General features: G+C 72.0%; 11 protein-coding genes. 6 read left to right on the top strand and 5 right to left on the bottom strand.

Annotated features, from left to right (window positions below; translation table 11 throughout):
* Positions 1 to 53 precede the first annotated feature (53 nt).
* Genes POL25_RS01275 through POL25_RS01265 form a run of 3 tightly spaced genes read left to right on the top strand, consistent with a single transcriptional unit; the run spans position 54 to position 3,561 of the window.
* Positions 54 to 614 carry a nucleotide exchange factor GrpE gene (locus POL25_RS01275; RefSeq protein WP_272083892.1) on the top strand — a complete coding sequence of 187 codons (561 nt, stop codon included), beginning with the start codon at positions 54 to 56 and terminating at the stop codon, positions 612 to 614.
* Positions 615 to 620: 6 nt separating this feature from the next.
* Positions 621 to 2,456, top strand: coding sequence for a molecular chaperone DnaK (gene dnaK / locus POL25_RS01270; RefSeq protein WP_272083890.1), 1,836 nt, complete (start codon positions 621 to 623; stop codon positions 2,454 to 2,456).
* 19 nt (positions 2,457 to 2,475) lie between these two features.
* Positions 2,476 to 3,561 (top strand): DnaJ C-terminal domain-containing protein, encoded by a 1,086-nt coding sequence (locus POL25_RS01265; RefSeq protein ID WP_272083888.1) that lies wholly within the window; start codon positions 2,476 to 2,478, stop codon positions 3,559 to 3,561.
* 152 nt (positions 3,562 to 3,713) lie between these two features.
* Here POL25_RS01265 and POL25_RS01260 read toward each other — a convergent pair whose 3' ends face one another.
* Both POL25_RS01260 and POL25_RS01255 read right to left on the bottom strand, forming a co-directional pair.
* Positions 3,714 to 4,343, bottom strand: coding sequence for a hypothetical protein (locus tag POL25_RS01260; RefSeq protein WP_272083886.1), 630 nt, complete (start codon positions 4,341 to 4,343; stop codon positions 3,714 to 3,716).
* A 110-nt stretch (positions 4,344 to 4,453) separates the two neighbouring features.
* Positions 4,454 to 5,053 (bottom strand): MYXO-CTERM sorting domain-containing protein, encoded by a 600-nt coding sequence (locus POL25_RS01255; RefSeq protein WP_272083884.1) that lies wholly within the window; start codon positions 5,051 to 5,053, stop codon positions 4,454 to 4,456.
* A 364-nt stretch (positions 5,054 to 5,417) separates the two neighbouring features.
* Between POL25_RS01255 and POL25_RS01250 the strand changes: the two genes are divergently transcribed.
* Positions 5,418 to 6,383 carry a DUF4215 domain-containing protein gene (locus POL25_RS01250; RefSeq protein ID WP_272083882.1) on the top strand — a complete coding sequence of 322 codons (966 nt, stop codon included), beginning with the start codon at positions 5,418 to 5,420 and terminating at the stop codon, positions 6,381 to 6,383.
* A 3-nt stretch (positions 6,384 to 6,386) separates the two neighbouring features.
* Here POL25_RS01250 and POL25_RS01245 read toward each other — a convergent pair whose 3' ends face one another.
* The 3 genes from POL25_RS01245 to POL25_RS01235 all read right to left on the bottom strand — a co-directional run bounded on the left by POL25_RS01245 (position 6,387) and on the right by POL25_RS01235 (position 13,120).
* A complete protein-coding gene (locus tag POL25_RS01245; protein ID WP_272083880.1) occupies positions 6,387 to 8,804 on the bottom strand; it encodes a TonB-dependent receptor plug domain-containing protein in 2,418 nt (805 codons plus the stop codon).
* Positions 8,801 to 9,841, bottom strand: coding sequence for a hypothetical protein (locus POL25_RS01240; protein WP_272083879.1), 1,041 nt, complete (start codon positions 9,839 to 9,841; stop codon positions 8,801 to 8,803). Before POL25_RS01240 ends, POL25_RS01245 begins: the two co-directional genes overlap by 4 nt.
* Positions 9,842 to 10,393: 552 nt before the next feature.
* Positions 10,394 to 13,120 carry a trypsin-like peptidase domain-containing protein gene (locus POL25_RS01235; protein WP_272083877.1) on the bottom strand — a complete coding sequence of 909 codons (2,727 nt, stop codon included), beginning with the start codon at positions 13,118 to 13,120 and terminating at the stop codon, positions 10,394 to 10,396.
* Between the two features lie 627 nt (positions 13,121 to 13,747).
* On the opposite strand from POL25_RS01235, the gene POL25_RS01230 reads away from it, so the two are divergent.
* Both POL25_RS01230 and POL25_RS01225 read left to right on the top strand, forming a co-directional pair.
* Complete coding sequence (locus POL25_RS01230; RefSeq protein ID WP_272083875.1) at positions 13,748 to 14,263, top strand: hypothetical protein; 516 nt, start codon at positions 13,748 to 13,750, stop codon at positions 14,261 to 14,263.
* 99 nt (positions 14,264 to 14,362) lie between these two features.
* Entirely contained in the window at positions 14,363 to 15,868 is a 1,506-nt protein-coding gene (locus POL25_RS01225) for a hypothetical protein (RefSeq protein ID WP_272083873.1), read from the top strand.
* Positions 15,869 to 15,896 lie beyond the last annotated feature (28 nt).

The raw sequence follows: 15,896 nt of genomic DNA, 5'->3' as shown, positions 1-15,896 counted from the left end.
GGTCGCGATTCGGGCTTGTCTCGCGCGCCAGCCAGCCTTAAAGCGGGAGCCGCATGAGCCAGGATCCACAGGAAGAGAACGCGGGCGACAACGGCAACGGCGCGCCCGTGGAGGCCGAGTTGGTCGTCACTCCGGAAGAGCGGGTCGAGCAGGCCGAGGCCGAGAAGGCCGACCTCAAGGACAAGTGGCTGCGCGCGCTGGCCGAGCTCGAGAACTACAAGAAGCGGACGCGCCGCGAGATCGACGACAACGTGTTCCGGGCCCAGCAGAACCTGCTGAACGCGTTCCTGCCGACGGTCGACAACCTCGGGCGGGCGCTCGAGCTGGCGCGCGGCAACGAGCAGCTCCACAAGGGCATCCAGATGGTCGTCAACGACTTCATGAGCGCCCTCGGCCGCTTCGGCGTCGAGCCGGTGCCGAGCGTCGGCCACCCGTTCGACCCGGCGATCCACGAGGCGCTGCAGCAGATCGATACGCCCGAGTTCCCGCCGGGAGTGGTGGCGCGCGAGTGGGAGAAGGGCTTCCGCCAGGGCGACCGCCTGCTGCGCCCGGCTCGCGTGGTGATCGCGGGCCCCGGCTCGACCGGCGGCAAGGCCGAAGGCCAAGCGTCGTAGCAGCCGATGGCCGGTCCGCGACCGAGCCCGATCCTCGGCATCGACCTCGGCACCACCAACTCGTGCGCCGCGGTGATGGACGGCGGCGAGGTCCGCGTGCTGGTGAACGCCGAGGGCAGCCGCACGACGCCGAGCGTGGTGGCGTTCGCCGGCCAGGAGGTCCTGGTCGGCGCGCTGGCGCGGCGGCAAGCAGCGGTCAGCCCGGCGACGACGATCCACGCGGCCAAGCGGCTGATCGGTCGCAGCTTCGCGGCGGTCGCGGGCCTGCGAGCGCGGCTGACGTACGACGTGGTGCCCGGCGAGCAAGGCGACGCGTGGATCGAGGTGGGAGGCCGTACGATCGCGCCGGCGGAGGTCGGCGCGCACGTGCTGTCGGCGCTGCGCGACGCGGCCGAGGCGGCGATCGGTCAGCCGGTGACCCGTGCGGTGATCACGGTGCCGGCTTACTTCGACGACGCGCAACGACAGGCGACCCGCGACGCGGGGACGATCGCGGGGCTCCGGGTCGAGCGGATCGTGAACGAGCCGACGGCGGCGGCCCTGGCGTACGGGCTGGCTGACCGAAAGGACAGGCCGCCGAAGATCGTGGCGGTGTACGACCTCGGCGGCGGGACGTTCGACCTGTCCTTGCTCGAGCTGCGCAGCGGGGTGTTCGAGGTGCTGGCGACCGCGGGCGACACGCTGCTCGGCGGCGAGGACTTCGACGCGGCGCTGGTCGACCACCTGGCCGAGGGCTTCAAGCGCGAGCACGGGATCGATCTGCGGCGCGACCGGCCGGCGCTGGTGAAGCTGCAGGAGGCGGCGCAGCGGGCCAAGCACGAGCTGAGCTGGTCGCTGGCGACGGACATCGAGCTGCCGTTCATCGCCTCGGCCGCGGGCCGGCCGCTGCACCTGCAGGCGAGCCTGTCGCGGCTCGAGCTCGAGCGGCTGGTGCGGCCGCTGATCCAGCGCACGCTGGAGCCGTGCCGCCGGGCGCTGGCCGACGCGAAGCTGCGCGCGCGTGAGGTCGACGAGGTGATCCTGGTCGGCGGGCAGACGCGGATGCCGCGGGTGGTCGAGGCGGTGGCGGAGTTCTTCGGCCGCGCGCCCAACACGTCGCCGAACCCGGACGAGGTGGTGGCGGTGGGCGCGGCGATCCAGGGCGCGGTGCTGGCAGGCGAGGTCGAGGAGGTGCTGCTGCTCGACGTGGTGCCGCTCGACATCGGGGTCGAGACGCAAGGCGGGGTGTTCACGCCGCTGATCCCGCGCAACACGACGGTGCCGACCCGCCGCGCGGAGGTGTTCGGGACGACGATCGACGGTCAGACGGCGGTCGACGTGCACGTACAACAGGGGCTGCGCGAGATGGCGGCCGACAACCAATCGCTGGCCCGCCTGCGGCTGTCGGGGATCGCCGAGGCGCCGCGGGGGCTGCCGCAGATCAAGGTGATGTTCGAGGTCGACGCCGACGGGATCTTGCACGTGTCGGCGCGTGAGCTCGGGTCCGAAGCGGAGGTGGCGACGACGGTGCAGCCGGCGGCCGGGCTGACCCGCGCGCAGGTCGAGCTGCTGGCGCGCGAGGCGGCGGCGGCCCGCCAGGCCGACGCGGTCCGCAAAGACGCGGCGCTGCTGCGAAATCGCGCGGAGGCGCTGGCCTACGCGTGCGAGCGGGCGGCCGAGGGGCTGCCGGGGCTGCAGGCGCCGCAGCGGGCGGCGCTCACGGTCGAGGTCGCCACGCTGCGCGAATTGCTCGCCACCGCGGCGCCGGCGACGGCGATCGAGGCGGCCCTCTTGACCCTCGAGCGCTCCTCGCAGCAGATCTACGCGGCGCTGCTCGGCAGCGAATCCACCGGGAGCTCCTGAGCTCGGGACCGAGAAATTCATGGCGCAGCACCAAGACCACTACGCGGTGCTCGGCGTGGCATCCGACGCCACGCTCGACGAGATCAAGCACAACTACCGCCGCCTGGCGCTGGCCAGCCACCCCGATCGCCACCCCGGCGACATCGAGGCGGAGGACCGCTTCCGGGCGATCAGCACGGCGTACGCGGTGCTGAGCGATCCTGTCCAGAGGGCCAGGTACGACGGGCAGCGGCACCTGCCGGTCGGGCTGTTCGATCAACCGGTGACGATGCAGACGGCGCGCGACCTGCTGGCGGCGGTGGTCGGCGATGTGTTCGGTCGTCAGCGCCGCGAGCGTCGGCGCGGCCGCGATGTCCGCTACACGCTGACGGTCGACCTGGCCGAGGCGGCGCTGGGGTCGGAGCACGAGATCCAGTTCGAGGCGCTGGGGTCGTGCGCCAGTTGTGGTGGCACCGGCTCGAAGCCGGGCGGGCGCCCGCCGAGCGGCTGCCCGCTGTGCCACGGCCGCGGCGAGGTCAAGGGCGAGGGCTTCCTGGCCCGCCACACGACCTGCGGCCGCTGCACCGGGACGGGGATGATCCAGCTCGATCCGTGCGAGACGTGCCGCGGCCGTGGGGCCAGGCGTGAGGCGCGGTCGTTCAAGGTCCGGCTGCCGGCGGGGACCGAGGGCGGGGCCGAGAAGGTGATCCAAAATCAGGGCGAGCCGGGTCAGTTCGGCGGCGGGCCCGGCAACCTGCGCGTGACGGTCAGCGTGCGCCCGCACGCGTGGCTGCGCCGCGAGGGCCAGGACATCCACTGCGAGCTGTTCGTGAGCCCGTTCGAGGCGGCCCGCGGCGGCAAGGTGCCGGTGCCGACGCTGACGGGCTCGGCGCTGCTCGAGCTGCCGCCCGGGGTGGCGACGGGGGCGAAGCTGCGACTGCGCGGCAAAGGGGTGCCGTCCGAGAGCGGGCGGCCCGGCGACCAACTGGTGACGGTGGTGGTCGAGACGGCCAACCTGTCCGCGGGGACAGGCGTCGTCGGGGCCGCCCTCGAGGGGCTCGAGCGGGCGCTGCAGGCCGAGCCGAAGGCGCTGCCGAAGCGGGCGGCCCAGCGCGGGCTGAAGTGAACGCGCGGGTATGTCGCCAGGGACATGCTCGATCGGGCATGTCGTGAGGGGCATGTCCGCAGGGGCATGTCCGATCGGCCTCGAGCACTTCGGGGCGAGGGTGCACGAGGATGTCTTTCGGGACATGTCGTGAGGCTGTCCCGCGGGACATGTCAATTTTGTAGCGGCGGGGTGAGCGGGAAGCCGAGCTCGTCGCGGAAGAACCGCTGCCACTGCGGGAAGACGCGCTTGTAGGCCTTCATCTGCTGGCTGTGCCGGCGTTCGGCGGCGGGGCCGGTGGCGGGCGCCTCGAAGGCGGGCCAGACCAGGATGTCGCCGCACTCGAAGCAGACGTTGACGCTGCCGACAGGGGTGTCGCCGGCGTAGAGCACGACCGCGTGACGGGGGAAGGCGCACTTCGAGACCTCGAGATCGCCGCGGGTGGCGACGACCCACTCGACCGCGTGTGAGGCCTGCTCCGGGGTGACCGGCTTGCGATCGACGATCTTGGGGCTCCAGCCGGAGGTGGCGTCCCAGACCCGCAGCGGGATGCCGGGGCCGTAGAGGAGGTGGTTGAAGGTGAAGGCCTCGGCGCGATCCCAGACGACGAACGGCCAGGTCTTGCTCGGCGTCAGCGGTTCGCTCGGCTTCGACTCGACGGGTGTAGGCGACTCGATCGCGGGCTCGGGCGGAGCGGGGGGCGATGCGGAGGGAGCGGGCGTGGTGACGGGTGCGGTGACGGGCGTAGGCGCGGGTGCGGGGACCGGGGCCGGGGGTTCGCGCGGGGCGCAGGCGACGAGCACGAGCGCGGCGAGGAGAGGCGGGCGATTCAGACGAGGATGGGGTGAGCGCTCGCTGTGGCGTTCGTGGGGCGACGCCGAAGCTGTCGCGACGCGGGGCGTGCCAGTGAACGTCATGGCACGCCCCGGTCGCGTCGCCGCCGCAGGAGCCACGCGAGCCCGAGCAGCGCGAGCGCGGAGGAGCCGGTCCCCGGATCGGTGCTGCAGCCGCCGCAGCCGCCCTTGCTGCCGCCGGTGGTGTCGCCGGTGGCGTCGCTGGTGGCCGGGCCGCTCGCGCTGCCATCGCTCGCGGCGGTGCCGCTCGCGGTCGGGCCGGTGTCCGAGCTGGCGCCGGTGGTCGGTTCGACCACGGGCAGGCACAGCTTGATCGCCTCGCAGGTCTCGCCGGGGCCGCAGATGCTGCTGTCCGGGCAAAGGGCCGAGAGCGTGAGCGTGGGGACGGGCATGCTGTCGCCGCCGCCGCAATCGATGCTGCCGATGCAGCCCTTGGTGTCCTGACAGGTGGCGCCGCCGGTGCACTCGGCGTCGGTCGAGCACTTGATCGGGGCGCAGAACGGGCCGCTGTGGCAGGTGTTGGCCTGGGTGCCGGCCGGGCAGTTGGGCGGCGGCTCGTCGACGACGTCGGCGCGCGCGGCCGGGTCGTGCAGCCACAACGACAGCGAGACGACGGCCCACCACGCCCGCGAACGGACCCTCGTGCTCTCGTGCTCCATCGCGTCACGGTACCACCGCGTGTTCGACGACGACAACCTCGCAGGTCAGCGCGATCGCGCACGTCGAGCGCGAGATGTCTTTGAGGACATGTGATTGGGGATGGCCGAAGAGACAGGCGGATGGATGAGCCGTGTTCGGGTCCGAGACTCGTGGACGCGCGCGGTGGTGGTGACTTCGATGGGCGCGCTCGAGGACGAGGCTGCGAGCGACCGCGAGCGGCCGCGACGGACCGGGCCTCCTCGGGGCTGCCGGCCAGCGATCGCAGAAGCGGAGGCAGCCGCGGGCGCCGGGGGCTGAGGGCCGCGGCGAGGCGGTTTGCGCCTGCTTTGACGCCGCGCGGCGGTTTCTTCGACAATGGTGGCGATGGTCCGTCCGCTCGTCGCCTCGCTGGTGCTCATGCTGGTCTCCGGGTGCTTCTCGCCGAGCGGGAGTGAGCCGACGACGGGCACTGGCACGGCGGCCGGCAGCGAGACGCTGACGACGGGGACCGCGGGCACGATGACGACGATGAGCCCGATCACGACGGGCACCGGCGAGCCGACGACCTCGACGGATTCGACGACGATGGAATTGACGACGGGGCCGCTCGCGACCGCGACGGCGTCGTCGAGCACGACGACCGGACCCGACACCACGAGCGACACGGCGGGGGATGTCTGCGGCGACAGCGTGCTCGGCAAGGGGGAGGAGTGCGACGACGGCAATATGGTGGAGGGCGACGGCTGCTCGAACGCATGCAAGTTCGAGGTCTGCGGCGACGCGATCGTGCAGCCGAACGAGGAGTGCGACGGCGGCGAGGCGTGCACCGATTGCAAGCGCACGTTCTTCCACGTGTTCGTCACCGCCGAGCCGGTGATGGTGAACGACTTCAAGGGCACCGAAGGGGCCGACGCGCTGTGCACGACGCGGGCGAAGGAGGCGGGGCTCGGGGGTGCGTACGTCGCCTGGCTGAGCAGCGTGAAGCACCCGGCGGCGACCCGCCTGGCCCACGGGACGCGGCCGTGGCTCCGGCTCGACGGCTCGCTGGTCGCCAAGCACTGGGATGAGCTGATCGACGGCGCTCTGGGAGCGGCGATCGACGTCGACGAGCACGGGCTGATGGTGCCGGTGCTGGTGCCCAACTGCGGCGCGTGCCCGGTGTGGACGGCGACGGACACGATGGGGGCGGCGCAGGGGGCCGACTGCAACGGTTGGATAGGGCCGCCGATCGGGACGGCGGTGGTCGGCGAGTGCACGCTGTCGGACTCGCAGTGGACCGAGAATTGTCCGGAGGTGGCGTGCGACCTGGGGGCGCGGCTGTACTGCTTCGAGCAGCAGCCGGCGCCGTGAGCGTCAGTACTCGAGGCGCACGCCGAACACCGGCAAGATCGGGACGCCGACGACGGTCTGGGTGCCCGAGTAATCGGTGAGGTACCACAGGCCCTCGGCGTTCTGGCGGTTGTAGATGTTCTGCACGTCGAGGTAAGCCGAGACGATGCTGCGCGGGCGGACCCAGGTCTTGTCGATGCGCAGGTCGAGCTGGTGGAACACGGGCATGCGGACGCTGTTGTAGGCGCCGTGGACGGGGGAGGTGTAGGGGAAGGCGCCGTCGTACTTGATGCCGCCGACGACGGGGGTGAACGGGAGGCCGGTGACGACGCGGAAGCGGCCGGCGATCTGCCAGCGGCGCGGCAACTTGACGCCGAGCAGGGCGACGAGGTTGTGCCGCTGATCGAAGTCGTTGGCGGCGCGCACGGTGAGGCGGTCGTGGGCGTCGAAGCTACCGACGCGCGCCTGCATGAGGGTGTAGGCGACCCAGCCGAAGAGGCGGCGGGTGAGGTCGTGGCGCAACATGACCTCGAGGCCGTGGGTGACCGCGCCGCGGTCCTCGACCGCCTGACCGAACGGATTGACGGCGCGCGGGATGTGGTTGCGATCGCGGCGCCAGAAGCCGGTGACGTCGAGGCCGAGGCCGGCGGTGAGGCGGAGGTGGACGCTGGCGCTGAGCTGGATCGCCTGCATGAGGCCGAGGCGGCTGCGGGGGTCGACGTCGATGCGCGGGTCGAGGTAGCGGATCGCCGCGGGCAGGACGATCCGGCCGTCGAGGCCGAGCGCGTCGACGGCGCTGAAGTTGCCCACGAAGGGGGCCGTCGGCAGCGGCAAGAACGACGCCTGCGAGTAGCGACCGGCGCCGATCTGGACGTTGACGCGCGGGTGTGGGGCCCAGCGCGCGTGCAGCCGCGGGTCGACGGAGAACTTGGACTCACCTGTCCCGGTGAACAGGCTGGCCCGAAGGCCAGGTGAGAGGCTGAAGCGGCCGAGCGCGAGGAGCGGGGTGACGTAGGCGCCGCTGGCGGACGTGAAGCCGCGGGCGACGTCGTCGAAGGTCTCGCCGCGGCCGAACAGCGGCTCGACGTGGCTGCGGACGCGGTGGCGATCGAGCTGGGTGTCGGCGCCGAAGGTCAGCTGGAACCGCCGCGACGGGCGGGTGGTGGCCTCGGCGCGCAGGAGGCCGACGACGTCGAAGCGGCGGCGCAGATCGGTGGCGGTCTCGATCCCGCCGGAGTCGAGGCGCAGCGCCGGCGAGAGCAGGAAGTCCCACGGGCCGTGGCGCTTCTTGTAGACGAGGTCGATGCGGTGAAAGCCGGCGCTGAGGGCGACGCCGCCGCCGGCAGCGGCGGGCGAGTTGAAGCGGATGACGTCGCTGGCGCCGAGCAGCCTGAGGGTGAGGCTGGCGCCGGGGCCGACGGGGTGATCGAAGACGACCTGGTAGTCGCCGTACTTGGGGCGCAGGTAGTCGCTCCCGAAGGCGAGGCGGCCGACGGTCTTGAGGGCGACGTCGAGGTAGCCGCGCTGGGCGGCGATCATGAACGAGCCGCGACCGATCGGCCCCTCGACGAGAGCGCCGGCGGAGATGATGTCGAGCTTGGCGTGGCCGTGCACGCCGTCGCGTCGACCGACGCGCGGGGTGAGGACGACGAGGCCGCCGGTGGCGTTGCCGTAGTTGGCGGCGAAGTTGCTGGGCACGTACTGCAGGCCCGACAGCACGCCGGCGGGCACGATGCTGGCGAGGCCGGGCACGTGGAAGGCGCGCGGCACGGGGTGCTCGCCGAAGAACACCTGCGATTGATTGGGTGCAGCGCCGCGGAAGATCAGCAGGCCGAGGCCGCCGGGGACACGCGCGGCGCCGGGCAGGTTCTGCAGGGCGCGCAGCGGATCGCCCTGGCTGCCGGGCAGCGCGGCGATCTCGTCGGGCGCGAGCTGGACGCTGAAGGGGCTCGGTTTGGGGTAGCGCTCCTGGGCGACGATGGTGCGGTAGCGGCCCGCGCCCGCCGGTTGCACGTAGACGACGGGCGGCCGCCGGCGGCGCCAGAAGCCGGCGGTGGTCGCTTGCTCGAGGCGCTCGTGACCGGCAGCGACGACGATGAAGTCGAAGTCGAGGGCGGGCAGGTCGGCGAGGACGAAGCTGCCGTCGGCGGCGGTGACGGCCTCGCGCGTCCACGCGGGGCCGCGGCGGCCGCCGGCGAACACCCGCGCGCCGACCAGCGGCTGGCGCTCGCCGGCGCTGCGCAAGCTGCCGCGGGCCTCGAGGCGGCTGGTCGAAGGGACAGGTCGCGCGGAGGTTGGGGCGTCGAGGCGTGAACTGGTCGAAGGGACAGGTCGAGCAGAGGCCGGGGCGTCGCGAGGTGAGATGTCCGAAGGGACATGTGGTTCTTGCGCCGCGGCCGACGGAGGGGCGGCGAGGAGGAGGCCGAGCGCGACGGCGATCATGGCGCGGGGGTCGCGTCCGCGACGACGAAGCGCAGGCTGGCGAAGGCGCGGCCCTGGCGGATGTCGGTGGAGTAGAAGTAGAAGAGGATGGGCTCGGGCTCGTCGGGGACGCGCCAGGTGCTGATGTTGTCGGCGTCGGGAGGGTCGAGGGTGTCGACCAGCGTGGTGATGCCGGTCCGGGTCAAGAACCACTCTCTCTTGAGGATGGCCGACAGGCGCTGCGGGGTGCCGGACGACAGCGTGATCTCGTAGTAGTCCTGCTCGGAGTCGACGGTGAACTCGGGCACGAGGTGGACGATGTCGTCGACGCGCACCTCGATCGTGTCGCCGGGCTGGGCGAGCTGTTCCTGAAGGCCGCCGCGGCCGAAGTGACGCACGCGCACGCCGGCGAGCACGGGGTGGAAGTCGGCCGGCTCGTCGGCGAGGTCGTCGGGCAACTCGGCGATGGCGTCGTCGTCCACGAGGCCGGGCACGGTGGTAAGGAGCCGGCCTAGCGGGCCCAGCTCGATGAGGCGCGTCTGCACGAGGCAGCGTTCGAGGCCGCTGCGCGGGATGGTGCCGAGCCGCTGCACGCAGGTCTCGGCGTCGATGCTGCCGTCGCCGGTGATGGCCAGGACGCCGAAGTGGCCGAGGAAGGTTTCGTCGGCCGTATAGGCGCCGCCGAGGCTGAGGCGGACCCGCTCGCCCTCGTCGAGGCGACAATTTTCGGTGATCGCCAGCGGCAACGGGAAGGGGCAGGTCGGGAGGGGCTCGGCGAGCAGCGCGCCGCAGTAGGAGGGACAGATGAACCAGATCGGCGGGGGGACGGTGACGCCGGGCGGCGTGGCGGCGATCCACTGCAGCTCGAGGGTGTCGAGCGGGAGGGCGGAGGCTCGCACGCGACCTTCGGGGACGACGAGCCCGGTGGAGTAACCGCCCGGCTCGACGACGCTGGCGACGATGCCCCAGGGCATCGGGTGGTCGACGAGCCACGGGGGATGATCGCTGGGCACGCAGGCGCCGAGAAGCCCGAGGCCGACGACGAACGCGAGCCGCATCGAGTCAGCGTAGCGGGAATGCGTCGGCCGAGGAAGCGGTTGACGGGGCGAGCCGCGAGCACGGGCGGGGCCGAAGCGACGGGGCCGCGGGCCGCGGCCGCGAGCGTGCGGGGAGACTCAGGTGTCACAGGGGGATGTCCTTCGGGACATGTCCATCACGGCGGCGCGGGGCCGAGGTCGAGCGGGTGGCCGTCAGGACATGTTCGGGAAATCTCCGCGCAGATGAGCAGGTGTCCCTGGGGACAGGCTCGTCCCGACCCCGGGGTTCGATCCGCGTGACGACGACGGGGCCGAACTCGGCAATTATGAATGTGTCCCTTGGGACATGTTCGCGTCGGCTCGCGAGGCAGGTGCGCGAGGGAATGAGATGTCCTCGGGGACATGTTGTCCGAGCACGCAGGCGGCTCCGCATATGCGCTGGTCGATGGCTGCGGCACCGAGATTTGGCCGCGAGCGGATGTCCTTCGAGACAGGTGCCACGGCAGCGCTCGGGGCGTGCCGGGTTGCCTGTCCTTCAGGACATGTGGAAATGGCCTGTCCCGAGGGACAGGCTCAGGCGTGGTCGATGCGGATCCAGCCGTCGCCGGTGCGGCGGAGCTCGTAGGTCGGGAAGTACTCGAGGTCGAGGCGGAGGGTCAGGAGGTCGACCTTGCCGTCGAGGTCGACGGTCTTGAGGCGGACGGAGGCGCGGTCGGGCTTGCCGGCGACGGCGGCGAGGAAGCTGTCGATGTCGGGGGTGGGGCGGTCCTCGGCGGCGACGATCCGGCGGGCGGCGCGGAGGCGCGAGCGGCTGGCGGGCGAGCCGTACCAGTAGAGCGAGATGTACACGCCCTCGTCGGGGACGGCGCGCTGGATCAGCGCGGCGTGGTGCGGGGCCTGCAGCAGCGCGCCGGCCCAGTGGAGCACGCGGTCGGTGCCGCGGCCGTCGTCGGGGCGGGTCTCGACCTCGAGGTCGAGCTCCCGGCCGTCGCGCAGCAGGCGGACGGTGACCCGCCCGCCGCGCAGCGATCGCTCGATCTCGCGGACCGAGGTGACGGCGGCGCCACCTGCCCGAAGGACCAGGTCGCCCGCTTGCCAGCCGCGGGCGAACGCGGCCAGGCGCTGGACGACGAGCACCTGGCGGCGCAGCGGGTCGTGGCCCTCGAGCTCGGCGGCTGCCTCTGGGGACAGGCCGCGGTGACGCGCCTCGGCGAGGGTGACGGTGCCGAACTCGACCCCGAGGTCGCAGACGATCGGCGACTCGCCGCGGCGGAAGATCTCGACGGCCTCGGCGAACAGGTCGGCGGCGATGCCGTACTCGGCGACGCGGTGGTCCTTGCCGTCCTGGTAGGAGAAGCCGGCCCACAGCGCGAGCACGCGGGCCTCGCTGTCGACGATGGCGCCGCCAAGCGAGGCGGTGGCGCTGGTGAGAGAGATCCGCTCGAGGTTCATGGCGCGGAACCGGGGCGGGCGCGGCAGCGGCAAGTCGACGGCCTCGACGGCTGCGACGGCGGTGCTCTGGGCGAACACGCGGTGGCCCGACTTGAGCCCGACGAGCCACACCGGATCGCCGGGGTGGAGCGGGCGCGGGGCGAGGTCGACGGCGCGGATCGGCGTGTCGCCGAGGAGGGCCGGGTCGTACGCGACGAGGGCGTAGTTGTGGTGCGGATGGAGGAAGGCGATCTCGCCGGGGATCTCGACCGCGCCGGCGACGGTGAGGGTGATGTCGGCGAGCGCGATCGGGACGGTGTTGCGGTCGACGAGCACGAGCCCGCGCTTGGCGTCGACGACCAGGCCGGCGCCGACGAAGCGGGTGGCGTGGATGCCGTCGATCTTGAACGGGATGTTGCAGGTGACCGTGACCAGCGAGGGCTGGACCTGCTGCACCCGGATGTCGTCGGAGGGCGGCAGGTTGGTGGTGACCGGCGTGCGCACCGGAGGTGCCGGGGGCGGCGGGGCCTCGGCCGACGGCCAGCGCCCCGAGGCGTCGTCGCGGGTCGAGCGGGTCATGGCGAACCACCGCCGGTCCATGGTGAGGACGGTGACGTGCTCGCGGGTCGGCTGGTCGAGGTCGATCCAGCGGACCATGAAGGGTGCCGCGTGCGGCAAGTTGCCGAGGACGGCCTCGGCGGCCGCCAGATCCGGCGTCGGCACGCCGGCGATGGCGCGGACCACGGCGCCGCGGTCGAGGTCGAGGGGCGAGAACAGGTAGCCGCTGTTGGCGAGGTACACGCCGGTCAGGGGAACCTGGGGGTTGCGGGCCCGCTGGTAGGAGAGGTCGTGGAGGATCGCGCCGCCAACCTCGAGATAGGTGCTGGGGGAGACGGCGTGGAGGTCGTGGACCTTGGCGCGGATGGTGAGGGGCCGGCCGCCGCGCTCGAGCTCGAGGGTGATGGTCTGGCCGACCGAGGCGTCGAGGCGGGCCTCGAGCGGGACGAAGCGGGGGATGAACTCGCCCTCGACGCGCAGGAGGATGTCACCCGGCTCGAGCAGGTTGTCGGTCGGGCCGCCGGGGATCAGCTTGTCGACGATGAGCAGGCCGATGCCGCCCGGGTCGGCGGCGCGGCAGACCTGCTCGGTCTCGGGGCGGAGGCCGAGGCGCGCCAGCTCGTCGAACGGGGTGTACGAGAAAGTCGTCATCAAGGTGCCGCGCGAGATCGGCTGACCCGCACGCAGCAGCTCGAAGGCGCGCAGCACTCGCTCGAGCGGGAGGAAGAAGCTCGAGGCGGCCTGGGTCCGGCTGCCGGCGTTGAGGGCGATGACGTCGCCCTCGATGTCGACCACCGGAGAGCCGGAAGATCCACCTGACGCTCCGCTTGCAGCCTGCAGGTAAAAGGTATTGAAATCGTTGTACTTGCTCGACCCATAGAGCGGCGCCGGGCGATCGACGCGGGCGAGCGTGCCGGCGAGGATGGAGAGCTTCTCGCCGGCGTCGTTGCCGACCACGCGCAGCTCGGTGCCGACGAGGGCCTTGTCGGGGCGCAGGCGCAGCGCCGGCGGCCGGATGAAGCGCAGGGCCGTGGGGTCGTAGCGGAAGAACCCGAAGTCGTGGACCGGGTCGCGGTAGACCGGTCGCAGCGGGATCTCCTCGTGGTTGAGGAAGACCGCCTCGGCGACCACGGGGCCGGGCTGGACGACGTGGCGGTTGCTGAGCAGGAGGCCTTGCTCGGCGTCGACGACGAACGCAGTGGCCTGGGAGCTGCCGTTCCACTCGGTGTCGAAGGGGCGCGGGGCGTCGATCCGGACCGAGACGACGGCCGCGCAGACGCGTTCCAGGCTCTCGCGCCAGGTCGGGGTCATGGCAGGAGCATCGGAGAGTGTCACGTGGACCTTCGTGGTAGCACTCGCGCCGTGGGGGGCGCAAAGGGGCTGTTTCGCAAGCTCGGATTTACTTGATGTTCAGTGGCGTAAGTCTTCGTCATAATAGATCTAAAAATATACGGTATAATCGGACCCGAAGGCCGCGAGGGCGGGCCTCGCCGCGGGCGGCAGCGGACTCATGGCGGGGTATGCGACGAACAAGGGGTTGCGAGCGGGCGGGCCGAGCCGTGGCTCGCCCGTCCGTCACGGTCGGATGTCCGGGTGCTCGCTGGGCCCGTCGGCGTCGGTTTGGCTGTCCCAAAGTTCATGTGGTGATTGGCCCGCGGTCCGGTCGTGGGCCGGCGATGAAGGTGGCCCAGAAGGTGGTGCCGCCGACCCGCGTGGCCGTCTCGCTTCGCGGACTGATTTTTCAATGCTCACTCACCAACTCGGTCGTCCTTGAAGTACCGCGCGAGTGCCAGTGACGACGCGTGGGTGCTCGCGGCTCCACTGGCCTGCATGTCGCTAAAACCCGTGATGCAGGTCTCTGGGCCGGCTCGGACGGCCTCTGAGGTCGTGCTCGCTTTTCTCTTGACCCTCGGGCTGCGCCTTGGGGATAAAGGCGCCATGACCGCCTGGCGTACGCTCGCTTGCTCCGTTTCCTTGCTGTGTCTCGCTCCCGCTTGCGGGGACGATGGTGGTGCGGGCGGTTTCAGTACCAACAACCCCAACACCAACAGCAACACGAACCAGACGACGGACACGTCGAGCGGCACGGACACCTCGACCGGCGCCCCGGGCACGAGCACCACCACCGGCGACCCGACGACCGGCCCGGACACGACCAGCACGACGGTGACGCCGACCACCAACGGGCCGACGTCGACCACGCTGCCGGACACCACCACCACCGGTGATCCCGACACCTCGACGTCGACCACGACGACCACGCAGACGACCGACCCCGCCGGCTGTGGCAACGGCAACATCGATCCGAACGAGCAGTGCGACGGCGGCAACCTCAACGGGTTCACCTGCGAGTCGCTCGGCAACGCCGGCGGCCAGCTCGGCTGCGACCCGGTGACCTGCACGTTCGACACCTCGCTGTGCATGGGCAACAGCTCCAGCGGCACCTCCGGCTAGCCGCTGCGCTCGCCGACCGGCTCGGCCCTGGACCCGACAACCCCAAATCCGCGTACGCCCGGCGCAGCCGCTCTCTTTGCGGCCTGCGCCGCGCTATTTTTGTGCACCGCGCCGGGGCGCATCCAGTTCCCCGACGACGAGATCGTGTTCCAGACGACGGCGAGCCTGGTCGAGCGCGGCTCGCTGACCATCGCCGGCATCGCCCACCGCACCGGTGAACCGCCAGGACGCCCGCCAGGGACGTTCGGCTGGGCCGAGGGGCCGGAGGGCCGCCGCTACGGGCTGTTCGGCCACGGGCTGTCGCTGGTGGCGGCGCCGATGTACGCGCTGGGCCGCGCGACCGCGCCGCCGCGGGTGCCGTTCGCGTGGACGCGCGCGGTCCGCTCCGACCACTTCACGTTCCACGCGCGCGAGCCGCGGGCCGACTGGCTGCACCTGGTGGTCAGCCTGACGAACTGCCTGGTGACGGCGGCGACGGCGTGGCTGCTGGTCCGCTGGCTGGCATGGGTCGGGCTGTCGCCGAGAGCGGCGCTGTGGACGGGGCTGGCGTACGCGACCGGCACGGCGGCGTGGCCGTATACGCGCACGTTCCTCAGCGAGCCGCTCTCGGCAATGGTGCTGCTGGCGGCGGCCGTGGCGATCGCTCAGGCGCAGGCGCTGCGGGCCGGCCGACCGCGGGCGGCCGATTGCCGACTGTGGCTGGCCGGGGCGGCGGCCGGCTTCGCGGTCCACGTCCACGTGCTCAACCTGGTGGCGTGGCCGTGGCTGGCGGCGTACGCGCTGGTGCCCTTTTGGACAGGTTCGAAGGGGCATGATGGAAAGGGCATGTCTCTTGGGGCATGTCTCAAAGCGCTGGCGCCGGCGCGGCGCGGGCTGATCGGCGCGGCGCTGCTGGCAGGGCTCGGCCTCGGGCTGCTGCTGCTCGGGCAGTGGCTGCGCTTCGGCGATGCACTCGAGACCGGCAGGTTCGGCCACTACAGCGCGTGGACCAATCCGTGGACGGGGCTGTGGGCGCAGATGCTGGCGCCAGGCCGGAGCCTGTGGCTGTACGCGCCGGCGGCGACGCTGGGGCTGTTCGGTATGCGGGCTGCGCTGCGACGGGCGCCGGCGGCGACGTGGCTGGCGCTGTCGCTGCTGGCGACGCGCTGGCTGGTGGTGTCGGCGCGCACCGACTGGTACGGCGGATGGAGCCTGGGACCGCGTCACCTGGTGCCGGCGATCCCGCTGGTGATGATCGGGTTGGCGGCGCTGATCGAAGACCTGCCGCGGCGGTCGGTGCGGGTGCGTCGGTGGGTCTGGTCGGGGCTGACCGCCAGCGCGGCGCTGACGGGGTGGCTGGCGACGCGATCGATCTTCGAGTGGATGATCGCGCTGACGAACGACCCCCGCTCGGCCGGGCACGTGCTCGAGACTTCACACTTCGCGGGGTGGGCGAGCCCGATCGTGGGGTTCGGGTCGCTGCAACCAGATGTGCTGATGCTCGGGGCGGTGCGACTGGCACGCGCGGGGCACCCGGGGCTGCTGATCGGCTTCGCCGTGGTGGCGGCGATCGGGCTGGTGATGGCGGGGCTGGTGGGGCGGGCGCTGTGGCGAGCGAGGCCGTGAGCGCGCGAGTGGTCTGTGAGACAGGCGA

It is taken from the genome of Nannocystis bainbridge, from assembly GCF_028368995.1.
Taxonomy (GTDB): Bacteria; Myxococcota_A; Polyangia; order Nannocystales; family Nannocystaceae; genus Nannocystis; species Nannocystis bainbridge.
The sequence above is the reverse complement of the archived record's forward strand: the minus strand, read 5'-3'. Positions and strand labels throughout refer to the sequence as shown.

What these genes read in the sequence shown, in the direction of transcription:
- POL25_RS01275 (WP_272083892.1), top strand. Translation starts at nt 54, where the DNA reads ATGAGCCAGGATCCACAGGAAGAGAACGCGGGCGACAACGGCAACGGC.
- dnaK (WP_272083890.1), top strand. Translation starts at nt 621, where the DNA reads ATGGCCGGTCCGCGACCGAGCCCGATCCTCGGCATCGACCTCGGCACC.
- POL25_RS01265 (WP_272083888.1), top strand. Translation starts at nt 2,476, where the DNA reads ATGGCGCAGCACCAAGACCACTACGCGGTGCTCGGCGTGGCATCCGAC.
- POL25_RS01255 (WP_272083884.1), bottom strand. Translation starts at nt 5,053, where the DNA reads ATGGAGCACGAGAGCACGAGGGTCCGTTCGCGGGCGTGGTGGGCCGTC.
- POL25_RS01250 (WP_272083882.1), top strand. Translation starts at nt 5,418, where the DNA reads ATGGTCCGTCCGCTCGTCGCCTCGCTGGTGCTCATGCTGGTCTCCGGG.
- POL25_RS01245 (WP_272083880.1), bottom strand. Translation starts at nt 8,804, where the DNA reads ATGATCGCCGTCGCGCTCGGCCTCCTCCTCGCCGCCCCTCCGTCGGCC.
- POL25_RS01240 (WP_272083879.1), bottom strand. Translation starts at nt 9,841, where the DNA reads ATGCGGCTCGCGTTCGTCGTCGGCCTCGGGCTTCTCGGCGCCTGCGTG.
- POL25_RS01235 (WP_272083877.1), bottom strand. Translation starts at nt 13,120, where the DNA reads ATGACCCCGACCTGGCGCGAGAGCCTGGAACGCGTCTGCGCGGCCGTC.
- POL25_RS01230 (WP_272083875.1), top strand. Translation starts at nt 13,748, where the DNA reads ATGACCGCCTGGCGTACGCTCGCTTGCTCCGTTTCCTTGCTGTGTCTC.